A 17,937-nucleotide genomic window follows, 5' to 3' on the forward strand; every position below is an offset into this window, starting at 1 on the left:
TGTCAGTGGTGGGCGGCAAGATGCAGGGCATGACGACTTCTGCAGCAGTGATCGTGGACGCCGCCGGCTACGCGCGGGCGGTCGAGGATGCCGTGGGTGCGGCGGCGGCCTACTACGCGGGCGGCACCTCGCCACTGGACGACGACGCCTACGACCTGTTGGTGCGCCGGATCGCCGTGTGGGAGGCCGAGCACCCGGACGAGGTGCTGTCCGCATCCCCCACCGGGAAGGTCGCCGGTGGCGCGGTCGAGGGCGATGTGCCGCACACGGTGCCGATGCTCAGCCTGGACAATGTGTTCTCCGCGGAGGAGTTCACCGCGTGGACGGCGTCGTTGGCCCGCCGTATCGGGCGTGAGGTCACGCGGTTCAGCGTGGGGCCGAAGCTGGACGGCCTGGCGATCGCCGCCCGTTACAGCAACGGCCGCCTGACCCGGCTGGTCACCCGCGGGGACGGGACGGCCGGAGAGGACGTCTCCCACGCGATCGGCACCATAGAAGGGCTGCCCGGGACACTGGCCGAGCCGGTCACCGTAGAGGTGCGCGGTGAAGTCCTCATGACGACGGCACAGTTCGAGCACGCCAACGAGGTGCGCACGGCACACGGCGGACTGCCGTTCGCGAATCCCCGCAACGCGGCCGCCGGCACACTGCGGGCCAAGGAGCGCGCCTACACGGTCCCGATGACGTTCTTCGGCTACGGCCTCATGCCCGTGCCCGACACCGACCCGGCCCTTGCCGAGCGGCTGGACACAACCGCGCACAGCGACCTGATGCGTCTGGCCGCCGAGTTCGGCGTCTGCACCAGCGCCCGGAGCGCCGTCCCGGACGTGGTCGCCCAGAACCCCGAGGAGGTCCTGGACCGGGTGAAGGAGATCGCGGCCGCACGTGCGGAGCTGCCGTTCGGCATCGACGGCATCGTCATCAAGGCCGACCTCGCCGCCGACCAGCAGGCCGCAGGATCCGGCTCCCGCGCGCCACGGTGGGCGATCGCCTACAAGCTGCCGGCCGTGGAGAAGATCACCCGGCTGCTGGAGGTGGAGTGGAACGTCGGCCGCACCGGGATCATCGCCCCGCGCGCCGTCCTCGAACCGGTCGTGATCGACGGCTCCACCATCACCTACGCCACCCTGCACAACCCGGCCGACATCACCCGTCGCGGCCTGCGCCTGGGCGACCACGTCATGGTCCACCGCGCCGGAGACGTCATCCCCCGCATCGAGGCCCCGGTCAGCCACCTGCGCACGGGCGACGAAAAGCCCATCGCGTTCCCCGAGCAGTGCCCCCGCTGCGGGTCCGGCATCGACACGAGCGAGGAGCGCTGGCGGTGCGTGCAGGGCCGCAACTGCCACCTGGTCGCCTCGCTCGCCTACGCCGTGGGCCGCGACCAGCTCGACATCGAGGGCCTGGGCACCACCCGCATCGTGCAGCTCGTCGACGCGGGCCTGGTGACCGATCTCGCCGACCTGTTCACCCTGCGGCGCGACCAGCTGCTCGGCCTGGACCGGATGGGCGACACCAGCACCGAGAACCTGCTCGCCGCGATCACGAGGGCCAAGGAGCAGCCACTGGCGCGTGTGCTCTGCGCACTCGGCGTCCGCGGCACAGGGCGCTCCATGTCCCGGCGCATCGCCCGCCACTTCGCCACCATGGACAACGTCCGCGCCGCCGACACCGAAGCGATGCAGCAGGTCGAGGGCATCGGAGCGGAGAAGGCCCCCTCGATCGTCGCGGAACTCGCCGAACTCGCCCCGCTCATCGACAGACTCGCCGCCACCGGAGTCAACATGACCGAGCCCGGCGCCACCCCTCCCCCGGCCGAGGCCTCAGGCCCCGACGCTGCTGCCGCTGCTCCGACGGAGGCAGGCCCCCTGGCGGGGATGACGGTGGTCGTCACCGGCGCGATGACGGGGGCGCTGGAGAAGCTCTCCCGCAACGAGATGAACGAGCTCATCGAGCGGGCCGGCGGGCGCTCCTCGTCCAGCGTCTCCAAGAAGACGAGCCTCGTTGTCGCGGGCGAGGGCGCGGGTTCCAAGCGTGCCAAGGCCGAGCAACTCGGCATCCGTCTCGCCACCCCGGACGAGTTCGCCACCCAGGTCGCCGGACTCCTCGCCTGAAGCCTCCGCCCGTGTTCTGAAGCCTCCGCCCGTGATGCGGCGCGGCGGTCCTGACGGCCGCGCCTGTCCCCCGCCCCCTGTCGTCCTGTGGGAAGGGCTGTCCGCTGCACCCTGGGCGCCGACGCTGCACCTGCACGGTTCCGACGGCCGACCGGTGGCGCACCCCCGAGCGGCCATCGTCAGGCGGCCGCCGCGGTCTCGCTGTGGATGGCGGCGATCCGGCTCGGCTTCCGCCCGTAACGCCGGCTGAAGATCTCCAGGGACACGAACAGCACCACGTACTGAAGCGTGGTCACCAACATCACCGAATCGATGGGCAACGTGTACGCGAGCACCACCCGCACCCCCGAGTCCAGCAGCAGACCCACCCCCCAGACCAGCGTCAGCAGCCGCATCACATGACGGAAAGTCGGCGACGCCTCCCAGTTGCGCTCCACCTGCGCCCGCTTGTCCCCCCGCACCACCGACGACAGGATCCGGTAGATGACCGGCTGACCACGCAGCGTCACCAGGAAGATCAGCCCGACGACCCCCGTCATCCAGCCGTCCTTGGCGAACATGAACCGCGCACTGCCCGTCAGCGCCGACAGCGCCGCACCCAAAACCACCATGCTCAGCACCAGAACACCCAGCATCCCCACCCGCCGCTCCCGCACCACCGTCAGCAACCCCTCCACCAACGGCGGCACAGCACTCGCCAGCACCGCCCACCACAGACCCACCCCCGCCGCCCGCAGCCCGTAGAACACGGCCAGCGGCGCGACAACATTCAGCCCCAGACTCTGCAGCAACAGCCCGTTCGACGACCCGACCCGCTCGTTCACCATGCCCGTACCGCTCATGTGCCTTCACCCTCGTCCGTGTCCGATCCCGACACCCCCGAAGCTACGGAGCCACGCGAACGCGGACCATGCACCCAGCCACCGGGATCAGTGGGCCCAGACCCACCCCCGCACGGGGTCTGCCGCCCCTGGGGTGCCCCGAGCCCGGGCAGGTCCGTCCCGAGGAGACTTCCGTGTCCGGGCAGGCCGGAGCCGGCTCCCGGGACGGATCACGTGGACCGGGGATCAGGCGGGTCACATCAGGTCTTGCAGAAGCCGAGGCCCTTCAGCGCCTCGTTGATCTGCCGGCCCTGCGGGTCGCTGGTCGTGACGTCCTTGTAGGTGAAGCGCTGGGCGGCGACGTGGTCGAGCCGGGCGCCACCACCGTTGATCGCGCTGCACTGGTTGCGGGCGGCGTCGATCGCCTTGTCCTCGTACTTCACGACGCCGGGGTTGGCCGCGGCCAGGGCACGGAGAAGCTCGGCGCGCTTGGCGCCGGTCGGCTCGGGCGGGATACCGGCCGCCTTCTCGGCGTTCTGGTCGGTGCTCGGCTTCACAGTGGCCTTCGGCGTTCCGGTCCTGCGCTCGTCGCTGCCTGGTCCGTCGGCGTGTCCGGGGCCGGAGCAGGCCGTGAGCGCAAGGGCGGCGGCCGCGAAGAGAGCGGCCGCCGTGACTCTGGTGTTCATGTTCCCCCTAGGACAGATACCTGATGGGACATCATGCCGTCCGTGATGGCCCGGTGAAGAATGATCCCCACCACAGCCCCGCACGTACGAGGCCGTCCGGGCCATGCCGTCTGCACCGCCTGTGCTCAGCTGCCCCGCGGAACGTTAGGTTGAGAACACCGGGCACGGGGAGGGTGAGTGACAGACCGACAGGAACTGGCGTACCGGGCGGAGTCGGATCCGGACTGGAACACGGCCGCGGCCGGCACTGCGCGGGTCAGCCTGCATCCGGACGAGACGGCTCCCGAGGTGATCGTGGTCAGCGGGCCGTGCCCGCGCTGCCGGCACGAGACCGTGCACTCGGAGCCTCTCATCGCGTACGCCAACGCGCTCACCGGTTCCGGCCTGCTCGGCCGCCTGCTGCGCCGGCGGGCCGCCGAACCGGGCTCGCGGGAGGTCGAGGTCATCTGCGGCTGCCCCACCGACCATCCCGAGGCCGGTGAGCACAAGGGATGCGGTGCCTCCTGGGTGCTGCACGTCGAGTGGGGCGTGTGATGACGGTCCGCGTCACGGCCGGCACCCCCAGTACGCCGTCCAGCCGGTTACGGGCCGACGAGTCCCGTCGGCTGCTGGACGGCGAACTCGCCCGGGTCCGCGCTCAGGCCGAGAACTGGCGCAACGGCCTCGCGGCGCTCCTCGGCCTGCTGACCGTGGTCGGGGTCGTCAAGGGACCCGGCACCGTGCAGGGGCTGTCCGACGGGGCGCGCGTCGCGGTGGGGCTGCTTCTGCTGGGTGGTCTGCTGCTCGCCGCGGGCGGCGCCTTCTTCGCCATGCGAGCCGCGTTCGGGCTGCCGCGGCGACGGCTGGCCGAGGCCTCGCTGGAGGAACTGCTCACCAGGGAGCGGCTCACCGTACGCCGGGCCGTACGGGACCTGCGGCGCGCGATCGCTGCGGGGTTCCTGGCGCTGGCCGTGGTCACCGCGGGGGTCGGTCTGACCTGGTACGGGCCGCGGCCCGGGAAACCCGGGGTGCGGGTCGTGGAGACCGACGGGAGCGTGCTGTGCGGCACGCTCGCCGGGGTCGACGGGAAGGAGCTGCGATTGCGGATCGACGGGGTGGAGCGGCGGATGCCGGTGCAGCGGGTCGGGTCGGCCGAGTCGGTGGAGAGCTGTCCCTAGGAGCCGATGACACGCTCTTGTGGTCCGTTGCCGGTGGGCGTGTCCGGTGCGGTTGTTCGATCATGCGCACGAGCTCCTGCACGCATTTCGGGCGTCCGGCCATGCGTACGGACCCCTGCACGCACTTCTGGCGTCCGGCCATGCCTACGGACCTCTGCACGCATTTCAGGCATCCAGCCACGTCTGCGGACTCTTGCGCGCATTTCAGGCATCCGAAGGGTTTCACAGCCGCCGGACGCGCAGCACGCTGGTCAGCATCGGGAGGGTGAACTCGCCGTCGGCGGTCTCCGGCCGGCTCGCGAGATAGGCACGGGTCCGGCCCAGCGCGGCCTCCCGTTCCTGGTCCGGCATGACCAGCATTCCGGCTTTCGTCGCGAGGGTCGCGACCAGGGAGTCGGCGGTCCGGCGCTGTCCGTGCGGGAACTCCGCTTGTTCCGGCGAGTCGAACCGGGCGTCCCCGCCCGTCTGGGGAAGGTGCATGCCGGCCGTCTCGGCGCGCCAGCCGGTGGGCACGTCGCGCGGGCCGATGGCCGCGCTCCCGCCGACGCGTGCGAGCCCGGCCACCCAGCCGGCCCGGTCGTCGAAGACGTTCCACAGGCCCGCCAGGACCCCGCCGGGTGCGAGGACCCTGGCGATCTCGGGTCCCGCGACGTCCATGTCGAACCAGTGCATGGCGTTGCCGGACAGCACGGCGTCGACGGACGCGTCCGGGAGCGGTATCGCCTCGGCGCTGCCCGGCAGGGCGCGCACGGCCGGGAGGCCGCGGCGCAGCTCGGCCAGCATCGCCGGGTCGGGCTCGACGGCCACGACGTCGACGCCCAGTGCGACCAGCGTGCCGGTGAGCTTGCCGGTCCCGGCGCCGAGGTCGAGTACCCGCGGGCCGGGCGCGGGTACGAGTGCCCAGCGCACCGCGTCCTGCGCGTAGTCCGGGCGGTGCTCGGCGTAGGCTCCCGCCGCCGTGCCGAACGACGAGCTGTGAAGCAGCCGTTCGTGCTTCCGCAACGTCTGCCCGGTGAGCGCGGGACGGGCGCCGTCCTGGGGTTGCCCCGTGCCGTCCTCGGTCCGCCTCATTGCAGCTCCTGTTGTCAGAGGGCTGTGCCGGGTGTACAGACCACGGGTGGCCGGCCAGGGTTGCGTGCCGGTGCACAGTACGACACGCCCCCGGCTGCGCATCACAGGATCACGTGACCACTTCTAGGGGTTGGTGAGGTTGGCTGTCCAGCGAGGGTCGGGGGCGACGCCCTGTCGGTGCAGATCGAGGACGACCGGGGCGGTGTGCTCCCAGAGGATGTTCACGATGTCGTGGATCGTCGTGCCCAACTGAAGTGCGGGCTCCGCGCCTTGCTCGAGGCGGTCCCTCAGGCACGCGCGCACGAACTCGCGCCGGCTCGCGGTCGGCGGATGCGTCGGGGAAGCGGGGCGCGGATCGTCCCGGCCCGTCATCAGCAGGGGCAGCGCCCGCTCGAGAACCTCGCACGCGGAGAAGAACAGTTCGATGCCCGCGTGGGCGAGCGGCACACCGTGCTCCTCGGCCGTCGCCCGTACGCACAGGGTCCAGCCGAGCATGTCGGCCGTGTCCTCCTGCTCCCACCTCCAGACGGCCTCGGTGACGTCCCCCTCGGCCGTCCCCAGCAGTCGCCGGGGGGCATTCCGGCCGGCCAGGTGTCCGGCCAGGACATGCCCGTATTCGTGGCCGAGGACGAACAGTTCCATCCCGTCCTCGAGGATGCGGGCCAGCTTGCGGAGGTGGCGCGGGAGGAAGTGCAGGGGCGCCGCGCCCGGCTCGCCCTGAAGGAGGTAGGCGAGCACGACCTCGCGGAAGCGGCGGACGGCCTCCGGGGAGTGCTGGAGGTGGCGGCTCACGTCGTCGAGGTCCAGAGAGAACGCGACCTTGTCGCCTTCTGTCTCCTCGCCGGGTATCGCCAGGGCCACGGCCTTGCTGAACCGGTCGGTGAAGCCGAGGAGTTCGTCCTCGAAGACGACCACGTCCGTCTGTGAGCCGGGGGTGCGCAACGTCACGGCATTGATGTCACCCGTGGCCAGGAAGCCCAGCACGGGCCGGGTGAAGGGGATGGAGAGGTGCTTCTCCAGCCTGTCCGCGAGCGTGTGGATGATCCAGTGGTTCCCCGGATGCTCCTCGGGTCCGAGGGGCGGCCAGTGCTCCTGGGAAGTGATCGACATCTTTGCGAGACGTTGCTGTTCCTCCGGGGACAGGCCGGGGCGCATCCTCCTCTGTGTCTCGAGCCGGGCCTCCCGCCAGCTCTCCTCCGTGGGTCGCCCCTGCAGACCGCGTGCCTCGGCGACCTGTGCCTGCAGTTCCCACAGATAGGCCCGCGCCCCGTCCGCCTCTGTCGTCATCCGCCGTCCCCGTTCCTCGGTTTCCCTCAGTCTGGTGGCGGTCGGACAACCGTGTCTCCGGATCAGGCTCTCATGACGCCTTTTCGATGATCGTCCGGGCGTTCTCGGCGGCCCTCTCGGATGCGGCGCGCAGTTCGGCGAGATCGGCCTTGTGCTTGCTGATGACGTTCTTCTGAGCGCGGACTTCGACGGCGTGGGCGGTGCGGACGTAGCCGGTGTCGATCTTGCACTGGGCATCGGCGGCAGCCGTCTTCTTCTCCTTGCCCGACGGCCCCTGCGTTCGGTACCAGGCGGAGTCGACGGCCGCCTCGTCCGGGTCGGCGTAGCTGTAGCCCTTCTCCTTCATGCAGGACGACCAGGAGCGAGTGGCCTTCTTCCAGACCGGATCCTTCCGCGCCGCTTTGTTGGACTGGTACCAGAGCTGGAGGGCCAGCGAGTCATAACCGCTGACCTTCAGGCCGTTGACCTTGGTCGTACGGGGCTCGGCGCCGTAGATCCTGCGTGTCGCCTGCCCCAGGCAACCGCCCTCGGGGATGCGGTGCCCGTGGACGGAGTGGCTGTCGCCGGAACGGAACGTGCCGGTGAGGGCGGTGTACTGGTCGGCGGGCCACTCCTGGGACTGGGAGGACTCCTTCGAGTTCCGCTTGTGATAGCCGTGTTCGGACGCCTGCTGGGGATCGTCGACCCCGTAAGGGCTGTCGTCACCCAGGGCGCTGCTGCCCACGAGTGTTCCCTGGCGTACCGGGTAGGTCGACTCGACGGCTTTGGTGTCGAGCGCGGCGAAACCCGTGAATCCGAGCCGGACCATGCACTGCTTCGCGAGGATCCACTGACCCTTGTTGACGGCCCGTCCCCCGTCCGACGACGGGTCCGGGATGTAGGCGTACAGAGGCAACGCCGCCATGGTGTTGAGGCGGTGGGTCTCGTCGGCGTCGTCGTCATGGCCGGCGAACTGGCATGCCGACAGGGCCAACAGGCCGGCGAGAGCGGGAAGGAGGACTTTGCGCACTTGATCATCCGATCAGGACTCGACCACGGGCGCCGTGACGGAACTCACAGTTCCGGCACAAGAAATGCACGGCTCGGGCACAGGAGTCTCGCGGCCGGCCTCTTCCCCTCCGGCCCGGCGGATGCCGGCGCCGGGCCGGCGAGTCCCGGTGGATCGACGCGTCGGTCCCTGCCGGAGGACCTGGTCAGCCTCCCGAACGGTCTGTCAGGTCCGCCGCAGAGCCGGCCGGTGGGAGAGCGGGGCCCGTCAGGTCCGTCCACGAGCCTGCAGGTGAGAGAGCGCGATGCGGTGTCGGGCGAGGTCGACGTCGAGGATCTTCACCACGAGCGGGTCGCCGACCCGGACCACGTCCCCGGGCTCGGCAACGCCTTCCTCGGACAACTCGGTGCGGTGTACGAGTCCTTCGAGGCCGCGCTCTCGGGCTTCGATGCGGACGAACGCGCCGAACGGAACAAGCCTGGTCACGACGCCGGTCACGACCTGGCCGACCCGTTCCGTGAACGCCCGCATCGGGTTCTCCTGCAATGCCTTCAGCGACAGCGGCACCCGCTCGCGCACCATGTCGACGTCGAGGATCTCGGCCGAGATCTCCTGCCCGACGGTGACGACGTCGGACGGGTGGTCGATGTGTCTCCAGGACAGCTCGGGAATGTTGATCATCGCGGTGAAGCCGCCGATGTCCACGAACGTGACACCGAAGTCGGCGATCACCGAGACCGTACCCGTGACGATCTGTCCTCGGCGGAGGGTCTTCAGGAAGGCCCAGTCCCGGTCGCCGGGGGTCGGGTCCGTCCGCCATCTGGCCCGCAGGACGCCGTCATCGTCCGGGATGACGGCGGTGAACAAGGGGTGGCGTGCGTCGACGTCCAGAGACAGGGCGGTGGCGGCCCGAGCACCCGCCACGTGTGCCGCCAGTGCCCGGTACTCGCTCTCGAGGGCGATCGTGCTGGTGATCGTCCCGTTGCCGTCCTCCCAGACCAGTTCAACCGGGCCTTCGTCGGGGAACGTGGCGAGAACTGCCTCGACGTCGGCGGACAGGTCCGGCCAGACGGTCAGCTTCGCACGAGGGGTGAGCCTGGCGCGTACCGCGTCGAGGGTGTGCTCCGTGAGGCGGTGCCAGCGGGAGGCGTTGTCGACGTAGCCCTCCTCCAGCACGGCTGCCTGCCGCATGGCGACGGACCAGCTCACACGGGCCCAGAATTCGTCGTCGGCGGGCCGTTGTACGCCTGCCTCGTCGAGGCCGGCGTCGTAGGGCGAGGCCTGCAGGCGTTCCGGGAAGAGCCCGAGTTCCCGAGTGCGGGCAACGGCGCTCTCACAGGGCCGGTCGCTGCTGACATAGACGTACTGGTCCCACCCGACGTGTACGGCGAACCTGTCTTCGACTTCCAGACGGCACCAGGCGCCGTTGTCGCGGAGCATGACCCGAACCAGCTCCAGAGCGACGGGGACGGAGACCTCCGCGCCGTCGTGGAACCCGTTGAGATCGGGTGGGAAGAGGCCGGCCAGACCGTGGCCCTCGATCGCCGGCTCCAGGCCGAAATGGGCAAGTCCGGCGATCTGCGGCTCGCGGACGGCCAGGTGGCCGATGCCCGTGGCCGCGGCGAAGGCGGCGACCGCTTCCAGATAGGCCGACTCCACCGGCCCGTGGTCGCTGGTCGATTCCTCGGCACCGGTGTAACTGCCGTGCTCGTCGCGGTCGGCAGGGTCGTACTTGGTGATCCGGTGGACGAAAGGCGGCACGCTGCTCCCCGTGGACGGTGACGATGCCCGCTCGGCGAACGGCCTCGTGATCGGGAGCGTAGCCGCGACGGTCCGGACGCGGGGTGGGCGGAGATCGCGCACGATCTCCGCGCATGCGTCAGCCGGCGTCCGCCGGGTCGAACCATGTGGGCGCCTCGGACATGGCCTGCTTGATCCGGAACCGCCCGAACTCGTTCAGATCGGGCAGGGCGTCCACCGTGAACCAGCCCACCTCCAGCGACTCGTCGTCGTTGACCCGGGCCTCGCCGCCCACGGCTCGGCAGCGGAAGGTGATGTCCATGTACTGGCAGATGTCGCCGTTGCCGTAGGTGACCGGTTCCAGAGCCTGGACGAGGACGACCCGCTCGGGGACGCAGTGCACCGCCGTCTCCTCGAAGACCTCCCGCACGGCGCAGGCCGCGGGCTGCTCGCCCGGCTCCGGGATGCCGCCGATCACCGACCACTTCCGGGTGTCGGACCGCCGTCCCAGGAGCACTCTGCCCTCGTCGTCGAAGACGATCGCGGTGACCCCCGGGAGCCACAGCAGCTGGCGGCCCGCGGAGGCCCGGAGCGTGCGGATGAAATCAGGAGTAGCCATGGACCGACCCTAACGGGCCGGTCCGCCGCCTCCGCGGCCGTTCGGGGGACGTACGGCGCTCGTACGGCGCGTGTACGGCGGACGTACCGCTACGCGCCACCGGCGCGCCGGCGCCGCATCCCGGATCCGATCGCCCAGCCCAGCCCGCCCGCGGCGACCAGCACCAGGGCGATCTCCGGCAGGATGCCCATCCGGGTGGCGGGCGTCCGGGAGGTGCGCAGCGGCACCTTCTGGACGAGGTAGGCGGGCACGAACATGCCGGTCTTCTGGGTGATCTTCCCGTCCGGCATGATGACCGCGCTGACGCCACTGGTCACGGGTACGGTCACGGTCCGGCTGTGCTCGACGGCGCGGACGCGGGACATGGCGAGCTGCTGGTAGGTCATCTCGCTGCGGTCGAAGGTGGCGTTGTTGCTGGGCACGGAGATCATCTCCGCGCCGTGCGTCACGGTGTCCCGCACGGCCCAGTCGAAGGCGGCCTCGTAGCAGGTGGCGAGGCCGACCTTGGCGCCGTCGATGTCGAACACACCCGGCTTGCCGCCCCGGCTGAAGTCCTGGCGGACCATGCCGGTCCAGTTCTTGTTGATCGCGCCGACGAGCCCGCGCAGCGGGAGGTACTCGCCGAACGGCTGCACCTGCCGCTTGTCGTAGGTCTGGGTCGGCCCCTTGGCCGGGTCCCACAGGATCTGCTCGTTGAGCAGCCGGCCGTCCTTCTCGACGACCCCGCCCACCGAGATGGGTACCCCGACGGCCTTGGCGGCCTCGTCGATGACCGCGGCCGCGTCGGGGTTGGTGAAGGGGTCGATGTCGGAGGAGTTCTCCGGCCACAGCACGAAGTCGGGCTTCGGGGCCTTGCCCGCCTTGATGTCGGCGGCGAGCTTGAGCGTCTCGCGCACGTGGTGGTCGAGCACGGCCCGCCGCTGGGCGCTGAACTCCAGCCCGGAGCGCGGCACGTTGCCCTGGATGACCGCGACCGTCGCGGAGCCGTCCTCGGCCTTGTCGCTCACCAGCGGCCGGGCCGCGACCGCGCCCGCCACCGGAACGGCCACGCTCAGCAGCGCGGCTGCCGCGGCCCCGCGCCGGACGGCCCGGGTGCGGCGCCCCTCGGCGACCAGGCGTCCGGCCTCGTACAGACCGAATCCGCACAGGACGACCGCGAAACCGAGCACCGGGGTGCCGCCCACCGCGGCGAGCGGCAGGAAGACACCGTCCGCCTGGCCGAAGGCGATCTTGCCCCAGGGGAAGCCGCGGAAGGGCACGCGCGCGCGAACCGCTTCTCCGGCGATCCAGAGGGCGGCCGCCCACACCGGCCAGGCCGGCAGCTTGGACACCGCGGCGATGCCCACGCCGACGAGAGCGACGAAGACCGCCTCGATGGCGACCAGCGCGAGCCAGGGCCCGGGGCCGACCTCCACTCCGGTCCACACGAGCAGCGGCAGCAGGAAACCCAGCCCGAAGAGGTAGCCGAGGCCGAGCGCCGCCTTCCAGCCGCGGCCGCGCAGCACCCAGGCGAAGCCGGCGAAGGCGGGCAGGGCCAGCCACCACAGGGTGCGCGGCGGGAAGCTGACGTAGAGCAGCACTCCGCACAGCGCGGAGGCGACGGCCGGGACCGGGCGCCGCAGCCGGCTGCCGCGCCCGGTCGGCACGGAGGACGGCTGGAGCCGATCGGACTGGTCCACAGAAGGTGCGGTGACGGTCACCCGGGGAGTGTACGGCGGTTGACGTTGCGGCCGACAGCGCGGGCCGACGGGCCCCGGCCGGCCCTGCCCGTCCCGGGATCACGACCTTCCTGCGCAACTCGTGCACAAACCGGTCATCAGCCGTTACGGTGTGGCCCAGCCTCAGTGGTGCGGCCGGTCCCGGTGCGCACGGCCGGGGCCTGCCACAGGTCGGGGGACCGGGGTACGAGGGGCAACGGGTGGGGTCGACGGGGACGAGGTCCGCGGCCGGTGCGTACGGCGCGGACGCCTACAGCGTCAGGCGAAACGTTTCTGATGGGGCGGGCATGCTCCTGCTGGGGGCATGCGCCGCCTGGTCACTGATCACGGCGGCGGCCCATGACGGGCGGCCCGAGGGCGTCCTGCTCGCCGTGCTCGCCGTGGCCGCCGGCTATGCCGCGGGCCGGATCTCCGGGTCGCTGCTCCCGGTGGCCGCCCCCTGCGCCGGCGCGGCGGCCGGGCTGGTGCTGGCCGTGGTGGTGCCCGACCTCACGCTCGGTCCCCGGTACGCCGCCCCGCTCGGACATGCCGGTGCCACGGCCGCCCTGCTGGCGCTGGCCACCGGCGCGGCCTGCTGCGCCGCCTGGGCCGCGCGCGGACCGGTGCCGCGGCTCGGCCTGCGGCTGCTCGCCGCCGGGATCGTGCTGACCGGGGCCGCCCTGGGGTCGGTCGCCGGCTGTGCGGTCAGTGCCGTCGTACTTCTGTGCTCACTGGCCGCGGGCTCGATGCCGCACCGGGGCGCCGGCGTCCTGGGGCTGGCCCTCGCAGCGGCCCTGGTGGCGGGAACGATCTGGGCGCTCGCCGCCGGCGTCCTGCCCGCAGGGCTCACCCAGGCGCTCCAGGGCCGGCTCACCGAGCACCGGATGCAGCTGTGGCAGGACGCGCTGCGGCTGGCCCACCGGGACACGGGCCTGGGTGTCGGCCCCGGCCGCTTCGGTGAACTGAGCGCTGCGCCCCTGGGAGAGCTGCCCGACGCCCGACCGCACTCGGCGCCGCTCCAGCAGGCGGCCGAGCAGGGGCTGGTCGGAGTGCTCCTGCTGGCCGCCGCGTTCGGCTGGGCCCTCTACGCCCTGTGGCGCACCCCTCGCTCCACGCCTGTCGCGCTGACCGCGGGCGCGGCTCTGACCGCGCTGGCCGTGATCGCGGCGGCCGGCGACGCGCTGAGCTTCACCGCGGTCACGGCGGGCGCAGGGCTGCTGGCGGGGTGGGCGACGGCAAGGCCGTGGGCGGGCGTGGACGCGGAGCCCTGAGACCGGGTGCGCACAGGGGCGTACGCGGACGGGCGTCGAGCACGCGGGCAGCGGTACACCGACGTTCGCACACGGACGTTCACACATGGACGTTCGCACACGGGGCCGCGCACGTGCTTCGACGGGCAGCACGGGCAGCGCCGCGATCACCACTGCGGGCACCGCGAGCACCGCGGGCATCACGGGCACCACGTCCAACCAACGGCCGGCCCTCTACGCCGTGGAGGTGTGGCCTCTCTGGCGCACGCGGCCGGGGCCTGCGGTCTCAGCCGGTCGTGCCCGGTGTGATCGTCCGGAGCCTGGACCTGATCGCCACGACCGCCGACTCGGCGTTGTCCACGGTGATCGTGAAGGTGTGGCCGTCCCACAGGCGCAGCACGACGCCCTCGCCGCGCCGTACGACGACCGCGGTGCCCTTCTCCGGGCGCCAGCGGTAGCCCCAGCCGCCCCAGTGACACGGAGTGACATGCGGGTCGAAGTCGGCTCCGGCGACATCGGAGAGGGGGATGCGGCGGCGCGGCACACCGATGTGGCCGCAGCGCACCTCGAGGGACTCCTTGTCGAGCTTGAGATCGACGTGCACGAAGGCGAGCGTGCCGAACAGGACCAGCAGGCCGGCCGCGATGCAGCCCACGACGGACATCACCAGCGGGGCGATGCCCGAGGTCCAGGCCGACTCCACGGCCAGCTCGATGCCGAGCGCCATGCAGGCGGCGCCCACCAGCGCCAGCAGCCACTGGACCCGGTTGGTGGCGCGGCCGGTCCAGACGTCGGGGTGCGAGGCGTCCTCGGCGTGGCGGTGCTCCCTCATGTTTATGAGGTTACTCAGGTTTCGCTGCGCGGGTACCCGCTCGCGGAGGGTGACTGCTCCGGGCGGCGCAGCCGGGACGCGCGGCCCGCGCTCGTGACCGCCGGGCCGGCGGACCGGGTCAGCGGACCGGGCCGACCGCCCGGTCGACGGCCTGGAGGAAGAGCCCCTCGTCGTAGGCGAGGGCCGTGGAGGGGAGATGCGCCTCGCGTCCGCTGAGCAGAACGGTGAGGGTGGTGTCGCGGGTGGCCTGCGGTGCCGGTTCCGCGCCGATCCGGCGCAGCGCCTGAGCGGCCACCGCCCCCGCGGAACCGTGGAGCATGAGCGGCGGACGGCCCGGCCGCTGGACGGCGTCCCGGATGCGCTCGGCGACCAGCTCGTAGTTGGTGCAGCCGAGGACGAGGCTGGTCACGTCCTCGGGCGTGCGAGCGGCGGCCGCCGCGACGGCGGCGGCGACGGCGGCGTCGTCCGCGTGGTGCACCGCGTCCGCGAGCCCGGGGCACGGCACCTCGGTGACGGCGACACCGTCGGCGAACTGGTCGATCAGACCGCGCTGGTATGCGCTGCCCGTGGTGGCGGGGGTCGCCCAGATCGCCACGTGACCGCCGCCCGCCGCGGCCGGCTTGATCGCCGGGACGGTACCGATGATCGGCAGATGCGGTTCGAAACGCGCCCGCATCGCCGGCAGGGAGTGCACGGACGCGGTGTTGCAGGCGACGATCAGGGCTTCGGGCCCGTGGGCCGCGGCGGCCTCGGCCACGGCGATGGCACGCCGGGTGATGTCCTCGGGAGTGCGCGGCCCCCAGGGCATCCCGTCCGGGTCCCACGAGAGCACGAGATCGGCGTCGGGCCGCAGCCGGCGTACCGCGGCGGCTGCGGGGAGGAGGCCGAGTCCGGAGTCCATGAGCGCGATCTTCACCCGGCCACGATAGTCGATGGCCCCTTGCGGGCCGGTCGGGTGGGGCAGACTGCGCCCGTGAGCGCGATCGTGTGGACCGCCGTCGTATCCCTCGCCGCCTGGTGCTGGCTGCTGCTGTGCCAGGGCTTCTTCTGGCGCACGGACGTCCGGCTGCCCCCGCGCCGGGATCCCGGGCAGTGGCCGTCGGTCTGTGTCGTGGTCCCGGCCCGCGACGAGGCCGCGGTGCTGTCCACGAGCCTGCCGTCGCTGCTCGCGCAGGACTATCCGGGGCGGGCGGAGGTCTTCCTGGTGGACGACGGGAGCACGGACGGCACCGGGGCACTGGCCCGTGAGCTGTCCGCGCGGCACGGCGGGCTGCCGCTCACGGTGACCTCCCCCGGTGAGCCGCCCGCGGGCTGGACGGGCAAGCTGTGGGCGGTACGGCACGGCATCGGGCTCGCACGCGCGCGTGAGCCCGCATACCTGCTCCTGACGGACGCGGACATCGCGCACGCTCCGGACAGCCTGCGGGAGCTGGTGGCGGCGGCCCGTACCGGGGGCTTCGACGTGGTGTCGCAGATGGCCCGGCTGCGGGTGGCGAGCCCCTGGGAGCGGCTCGTGGTCCCGGCGTTCGTCTACTTCTTCGCACAGCTGTATCCCTTCCGCCGGATCGGCCGCAAGGGATCGCGGACCGCGGCGGCGGCCGGCGGCTGTGTCCTGCTGCGCGCGGACATGGCCGAGCGGGCGGGGATCCCGGACGCGATCCGGCACGCCGTGATCGACGACGTCGCCCTGGCCCGCGCGGTGAAGGGCGCCGGCGGTCACGTCTGGCTGGGGCTGGCCGACCGGGTGGACAGCGTGCGCCCCTATCCGCGGCTGCACGACCTGTGGCGGATGGTCTCGCGCAGCGCGTACGCGCAGCTGCGGCACAACCCGCTGCTGCTGCTCGGCACGGTCGCCGGGCTCGCCCTGGTCTACCTGGTGCCGCCCGCGGCCGTGGTGACCGGCGCGGTCACCGGCAGTGCGGCGACGGCGGCCGCCGGTGCGTCGGCGTGGGCGGTGATGGCGGGGACGTACCTGCCGATGCTCCGCTACTACGGGCAGCCGCCGTGGCTCGCTCCGCTGCTGCCGTTCACCGCACTCCTCTACCTGCTCATGACGGTCGACTCCGCGGTGCAGCACTACCGGGGGCGGGGTGCGGCCTGGAAGGGCCGCACCTACGCGCGTCCGGGCGCCGTCCCCGACGAGGGCTGACCGCGGTCATTTGCGGCCGGGTGTCCAGTTCATCCCCCATCCGTAGGCGCGGTCTATGGTCCGCTGCGGGCTCACCCCGCGCTCCGGTACCAGGTACTGCGCCTCGCGACGGACGACGAGGTCGCCGTTCGTGTGGGTGATCAGGGCGAGCGCACACACCGTGGAGGGGACCGTGCACTCGTCGAGCGAGAAGTCGATCGCGGCGCCGTGCTGGGGCTGGAGGGTGACCGTGGCGTGCAGGTCGGCGAAGGAGGCGGCGCCCTCGTAGATGGTGACGAAGACGAGAATGCGCCGGAAGTCCTGTTTGTGGTCGAGGTTGACGGTGAGGTTCTCGCCGGCGGCCACGGCCCCGGTGCGGTCGTCGCCGTCGAGGTGGATGTACGGCGGACGGTTCAGGGACCCGAAGGCGTTGCCGAGGGCCTGTACGACGCCCTTGCGGCCGTCGGAGAGTTCGTAGAGCGCGCACAGGTCGAGGTCGAGGTCCCCCTGTCCGGTGCCCCATCGGCCGCGCCGGCCCGGGAACTGCTTGCGCACCTGCCAGTTGAGGTTGACCCGCATGGCGCCCGAGGTGCCGCCCTGCTTGGCCAGGGAGACGGAGGGGGCCGCCTTGGTGAGGGTGACCTTGGAGAGGCGCACGGGTGCGGCCGCAGCCGCCGCCGGGGGCGGCGGCAGGGGGACGGGAGCGGTGGTCGGCGGCGGCATGGTCACCGCGGGCGGGACCGGTGGCGCGGCGGCGGACGCGGACGAGGCGGCGGACGGGCGCGGCGGCGCGGGGGGCTGCGGTGCGATGGGCTGGGGCGCGGCGGGCTGCGGCGGGGCGTGCTGCGGTTCGTCGACGGTGATGCCGAAGTCCGTCGCCAGGCCTTCGAGTCCGCTGCTGTAGCCCTGGCCCACGGCGCGGAACTTCCAGCCGCCCTGGCGCCGGTAGAACTCGCCGAGCACGAAGGCCGTCTCCACGCTCGCGCCGGTGCTGTCGAAGCGGGCGACCACACCGCCGCCGCCCACGTCGGCCACTTCGATGTACAGGTCCGGCACCTGTCCGAAGGTCCCGCCGTCCGCGGAGGCGGCGAGGACGATCCGCTCGATCCCGCTCTCCACGCGCGCGAGGTCCACGAGCAGGGTGTCGGCGACGCGCCCGCCGGTGCTGCGCTTGCCCTCGTGGCGGACCGCTCCGGAGGCGTGCGCGGGCTGGTTGTAGAAGACGAAGTCCCCGTCCGAGCGTACTTTTCCGGCCGCGAGCAGCAGCGCCGAGGCGTCCGCGTCGGGCACACCGGGTCCGGAGCGCCACCCCAATTCGACGCGCAGGGCCGTGGCCGGCACCGGCGCATTCGATCCCTTCGGCATTGACATGTACGCCCCCATCGCGTGTCGGCATCCCGGATGTCCCCCGGGCTCCCCGGATCATCTCTACCCGCCCAACCCATTCCCGGGGACAGCGAACTCCCATCACCGGCACAGGAACACCGCCGGTCAACGGCCGGTAACCCGCCAGAAGCTCGGCATTTACACGATCCAAACGACGGTTG

The 17,937-nt window shown here is 72.0% G+C and carries 16 protein-coding genes; 5 read left to right on the plus strand and 11 right to left on the minus strand.

Translation table 11 applies throughout. The features are described 5' to 3' along the window. Window positions 1-29: 29 nt before the first annotated feature. A complete protein-coding gene (ligA, locus tag ACZ7P3_RS10645) occupies window positions 30-2,114 on the plus strand; it encodes an NAD-dependent DNA ligase LigA (RefSeq protein WP_472080530.1) in 2,085 nt (694 codons plus the stop codon). 179 nt (window positions 2,115-2,293) lie between these two features. Here ligA and ACZ7P3_RS10650 read toward each other — a convergent pair whose 3' ends face one another. Beyond that, window positions 2,294-2,956: a VC0807 family protein gene (locus ACZ7P3_RS10650; protein ID WP_472080531.1), complete on the minus strand. Its 663-nt coding sequence runs from the start codon at window positions 2,954-2,956 to the stop codon at window positions 2,294-2,296. A gap of 239 nt (window positions 2,957-3,195) precedes the next feature. Continuing rightward, window positions 3,196-3,621: a hypothetical protein gene (locus ACZ7P3_RS10655; RefSeq protein ID WP_472080532.1), complete on the minus strand. Its 426-nt coding sequence runs from the start codon at window positions 3,619-3,621 to the stop codon at window positions 3,196-3,198. Window positions 3,622-3,798: 177 nt separating this feature from the next. Here ACZ7P3_RS10655 and ACZ7P3_RS10660 point away from each other — a divergent pair, with 177 nt between their 5' ends. Both ACZ7P3_RS10660 and ACZ7P3_RS10665 read left to right on the plus strand, forming a co-directional pair. Beyond that, window positions 3,799-4,155 carry a hypothetical protein gene (locus tag ACZ7P3_RS10660; RefSeq protein ID WP_472080533.1) on the plus strand — a complete coding sequence of 119 codons (357 nt, stop codon included), beginning with the start codon at window positions 3,799-3,801 and terminating at the stop codon, window positions 4,153-4,155. Continuing rightward, a complete protein-coding gene (locus ACZ7P3_RS10665; protein WP_472080534.1) occupies window positions 4,155-4,778 on the plus strand; it encodes a hypothetical protein in 624 nt (207 codons plus the stop codon). The genes ACZ7P3_RS10660 and ACZ7P3_RS10665 overlap by 1 nt, the downstream gene beginning before the upstream one ends. A gap of 222 nt (window positions 4,779-5,000) precedes the next feature. Here ACZ7P3_RS10665 and ACZ7P3_RS10670 read toward each other — a convergent pair whose 3' ends face one another. The 6 genes from ACZ7P3_RS10670 to lnt form a co-directional block, all read right to left on the minus strand. Further along, entirely contained in the window at window positions 5,001-5,849 is an 849-nt protein-coding gene (locus ACZ7P3_RS10670; protein ID WP_472080535.1) for a class I SAM-dependent methyltransferase, read from the minus strand. 123 nt (window positions 5,850-5,972) lie between these two features. Then, window positions 5,973-7,136, minus strand: a complete 1,164-nt coding sequence (locus ACZ7P3_RS10675; RefSeq protein WP_472080536.1) for a M48 family metalloprotease — start codon at window positions 7,134-7,136, stop codon at window positions 5,973-5,975. Between the two features lie 70 nt (window positions 7,137-7,206). Then, window positions 7,207-8,145 (minus strand): hypothetical protein, encoded by a 939-nt coding sequence (locus tag ACZ7P3_RS10680; RefSeq protein ID WP_472080537.1) that lies wholly within the window; start codon window positions 8,143-8,145, stop codon window positions 7,207-7,209. A gap of 246 nt (window positions 8,146-8,391) precedes the next feature. Beyond that, the gene (locus ACZ7P3_RS10685) at window positions 8,392-9,885 is read right to left on the minus strand and encodes a S1 RNA-binding domain-containing protein (protein WP_472080538.1); all 1,494 of its coding nucleotides are present in this window, start codon (window positions 9,883-9,885) and stop codon (window positions 8,392-8,394) included. 118 nt (window positions 9,886-10,003) lie between these two features. Beyond that, a complete protein-coding gene (locus tag ACZ7P3_RS10690) occupies window positions 10,004-10,483 on the minus strand; it encodes an NUDIX hydrolase (protein ID WP_472080539.1) in 480 nt (159 codons plus the stop codon). An 89-nt stretch (window positions 10,484-10,572) separates the two neighbouring features. Continuing rightward, window positions 10,573-12,183 (minus strand): apolipoprotein N-acyltransferase, encoded by a 1,611-nt coding sequence (gene lnt, locus ACZ7P3_RS10695; RefSeq protein ID WP_472080540.1) that lies wholly within the window; start codon window positions 12,181-12,183, stop codon window positions 10,573-10,575. A 305-nt stretch (window positions 12,184-12,488) separates the two neighbouring features. Between lnt and ACZ7P3_RS10700 the strand changes: the two genes are divergently transcribed. Continuing rightward, window positions 12,489-13,451: an O-antigen ligase family protein gene (locus ACZ7P3_RS10700; RefSeq protein WP_472080541.1), complete on the plus strand. Its 963-nt coding sequence runs from the start codon at window positions 12,489-12,491 to the stop codon at window positions 13,449-13,451. A gap of 265 nt (window positions 13,452-13,716) precedes the next feature. On the opposite strand, the gene ACZ7P3_RS10705 is transcribed toward ACZ7P3_RS10700, so the two are convergent. Together ACZ7P3_RS10705 and ACZ7P3_RS10710 are read right to left on the minus strand one after the other, a co-directional pair. Continuing rightward, on the minus strand, window positions 13,717-14,262 hold the full coding sequence (locus ACZ7P3_RS10705; protein WP_472080542.1) for a hypothetical protein: 546 nt from the start codon (window positions 14,260-14,262) through the stop codon (window positions 13,717-13,719). A 118-nt stretch (window positions 14,263-14,380) separates the two neighbouring features. After that, the gene (locus ACZ7P3_RS10710) at window positions 14,381-15,178 is read right to left on the minus strand and encodes a glutamate racemase (RefSeq protein WP_472080543.1); all 798 of its coding nucleotides are present in this window, start codon (window positions 15,176-15,178) and stop codon (window positions 14,381-14,383) included. 57 nt (window positions 15,179-15,235) lie between these two features. On the opposite strand from ACZ7P3_RS10710, the gene ACZ7P3_RS10715 reads away from it, so the two are divergent. Further along, entirely contained in the window at window positions 15,236-16,411 is a 1,176-nt protein-coding gene (locus tag ACZ7P3_RS10715) for a glycosyltransferase (RefSeq protein WP_472080544.1), read from the plus strand. Window positions 16,412-16,417: 6 nt separating this feature from the next. On the opposite strand, the gene ACZ7P3_RS10720 is transcribed toward ACZ7P3_RS10715, so the two are convergent. Next, window positions 16,418-17,755, minus strand: coding sequence for a TerD family protein (locus ACZ7P3_RS10720; RefSeq protein WP_472081046.1), 1,338 nt, complete (start codon window positions 17,753-17,755; stop codon window positions 16,418-16,420). Window positions 17,756-17,937: the final 182 nt, after the last annotated feature.

The organism is Streptomyces sp. NPDC107581, assembly GCF_055657175.1.

Excerpts from the sequence above, each read along its gene's own strand:
- ligA (WP_472080530.1), top strand. The coding sequence starts at position 30 with ATGACGACTTCTGCAGCAGTGATCGTGGACGCCGCCGGCTACGCGCGG.
- ACZ7P3_RS10650 (WP_472080531.1), bottom strand. The coding sequence starts at position 2,956 with ATGAGCGGTACGGGCATGGTGAACGAGCGGGTCGGGTCGTCGAACGGG.
- ACZ7P3_RS10655 (WP_472080532.1), bottom strand. The coding sequence starts at position 3,621 with ATGAACACCAGAGTCACGGCGGCCGCTCTCTTCGCGGCCGCCGCCCTT.
- ACZ7P3_RS10665 (WP_472080534.1), top strand. The coding sequence starts at position 4,155 with ATGACGGTCCGCGTCACGGCCGGCACCCCCAGTACGCCGTCCAGCCGG.
- ACZ7P3_RS10670 (WP_472080535.1), bottom strand. The coding sequence starts at position 5,849 with ATGAGGCGGACCGAGGACGGCACGGGGCAACCCCAGGACGGCGCCCGT.
- ACZ7P3_RS10675 (WP_472080536.1), bottom strand. The coding sequence starts at position 7,136 with ATGACGACAGAGGCGGACGGGGCGCGGGCCTATCTGTGGGAACTGCAG.
- ACZ7P3_RS10690 (WP_472080539.1), bottom strand. The coding sequence starts at position 10,483 with ATGGCTACTCCTGATTTCATCCGCACGCTCCGGGCCTCCGCGGGCCGC.
- ACZ7P3_RS10700 (WP_472080541.1), top strand. The coding sequence starts at position 12,489 with ATGCTCCTGCTGGGGGCATGCGCCGCCTGGTCACTGATCACGGCGGCG.
- ACZ7P3_RS10705 (WP_472080542.1), bottom strand. The coding sequence starts at position 14,262 with ATGAGGGAGCACCGCCACGCCGAGGACGCCTCGCACCCCGACGTCTGG.
- ACZ7P3_RS10720 (WP_472081046.1), bottom strand. The coding sequence starts at position 17,755 with ATGCCGAAGGGATCGAATGCGCCGGTGCCGGCCACGGCCCTGCGCGTC.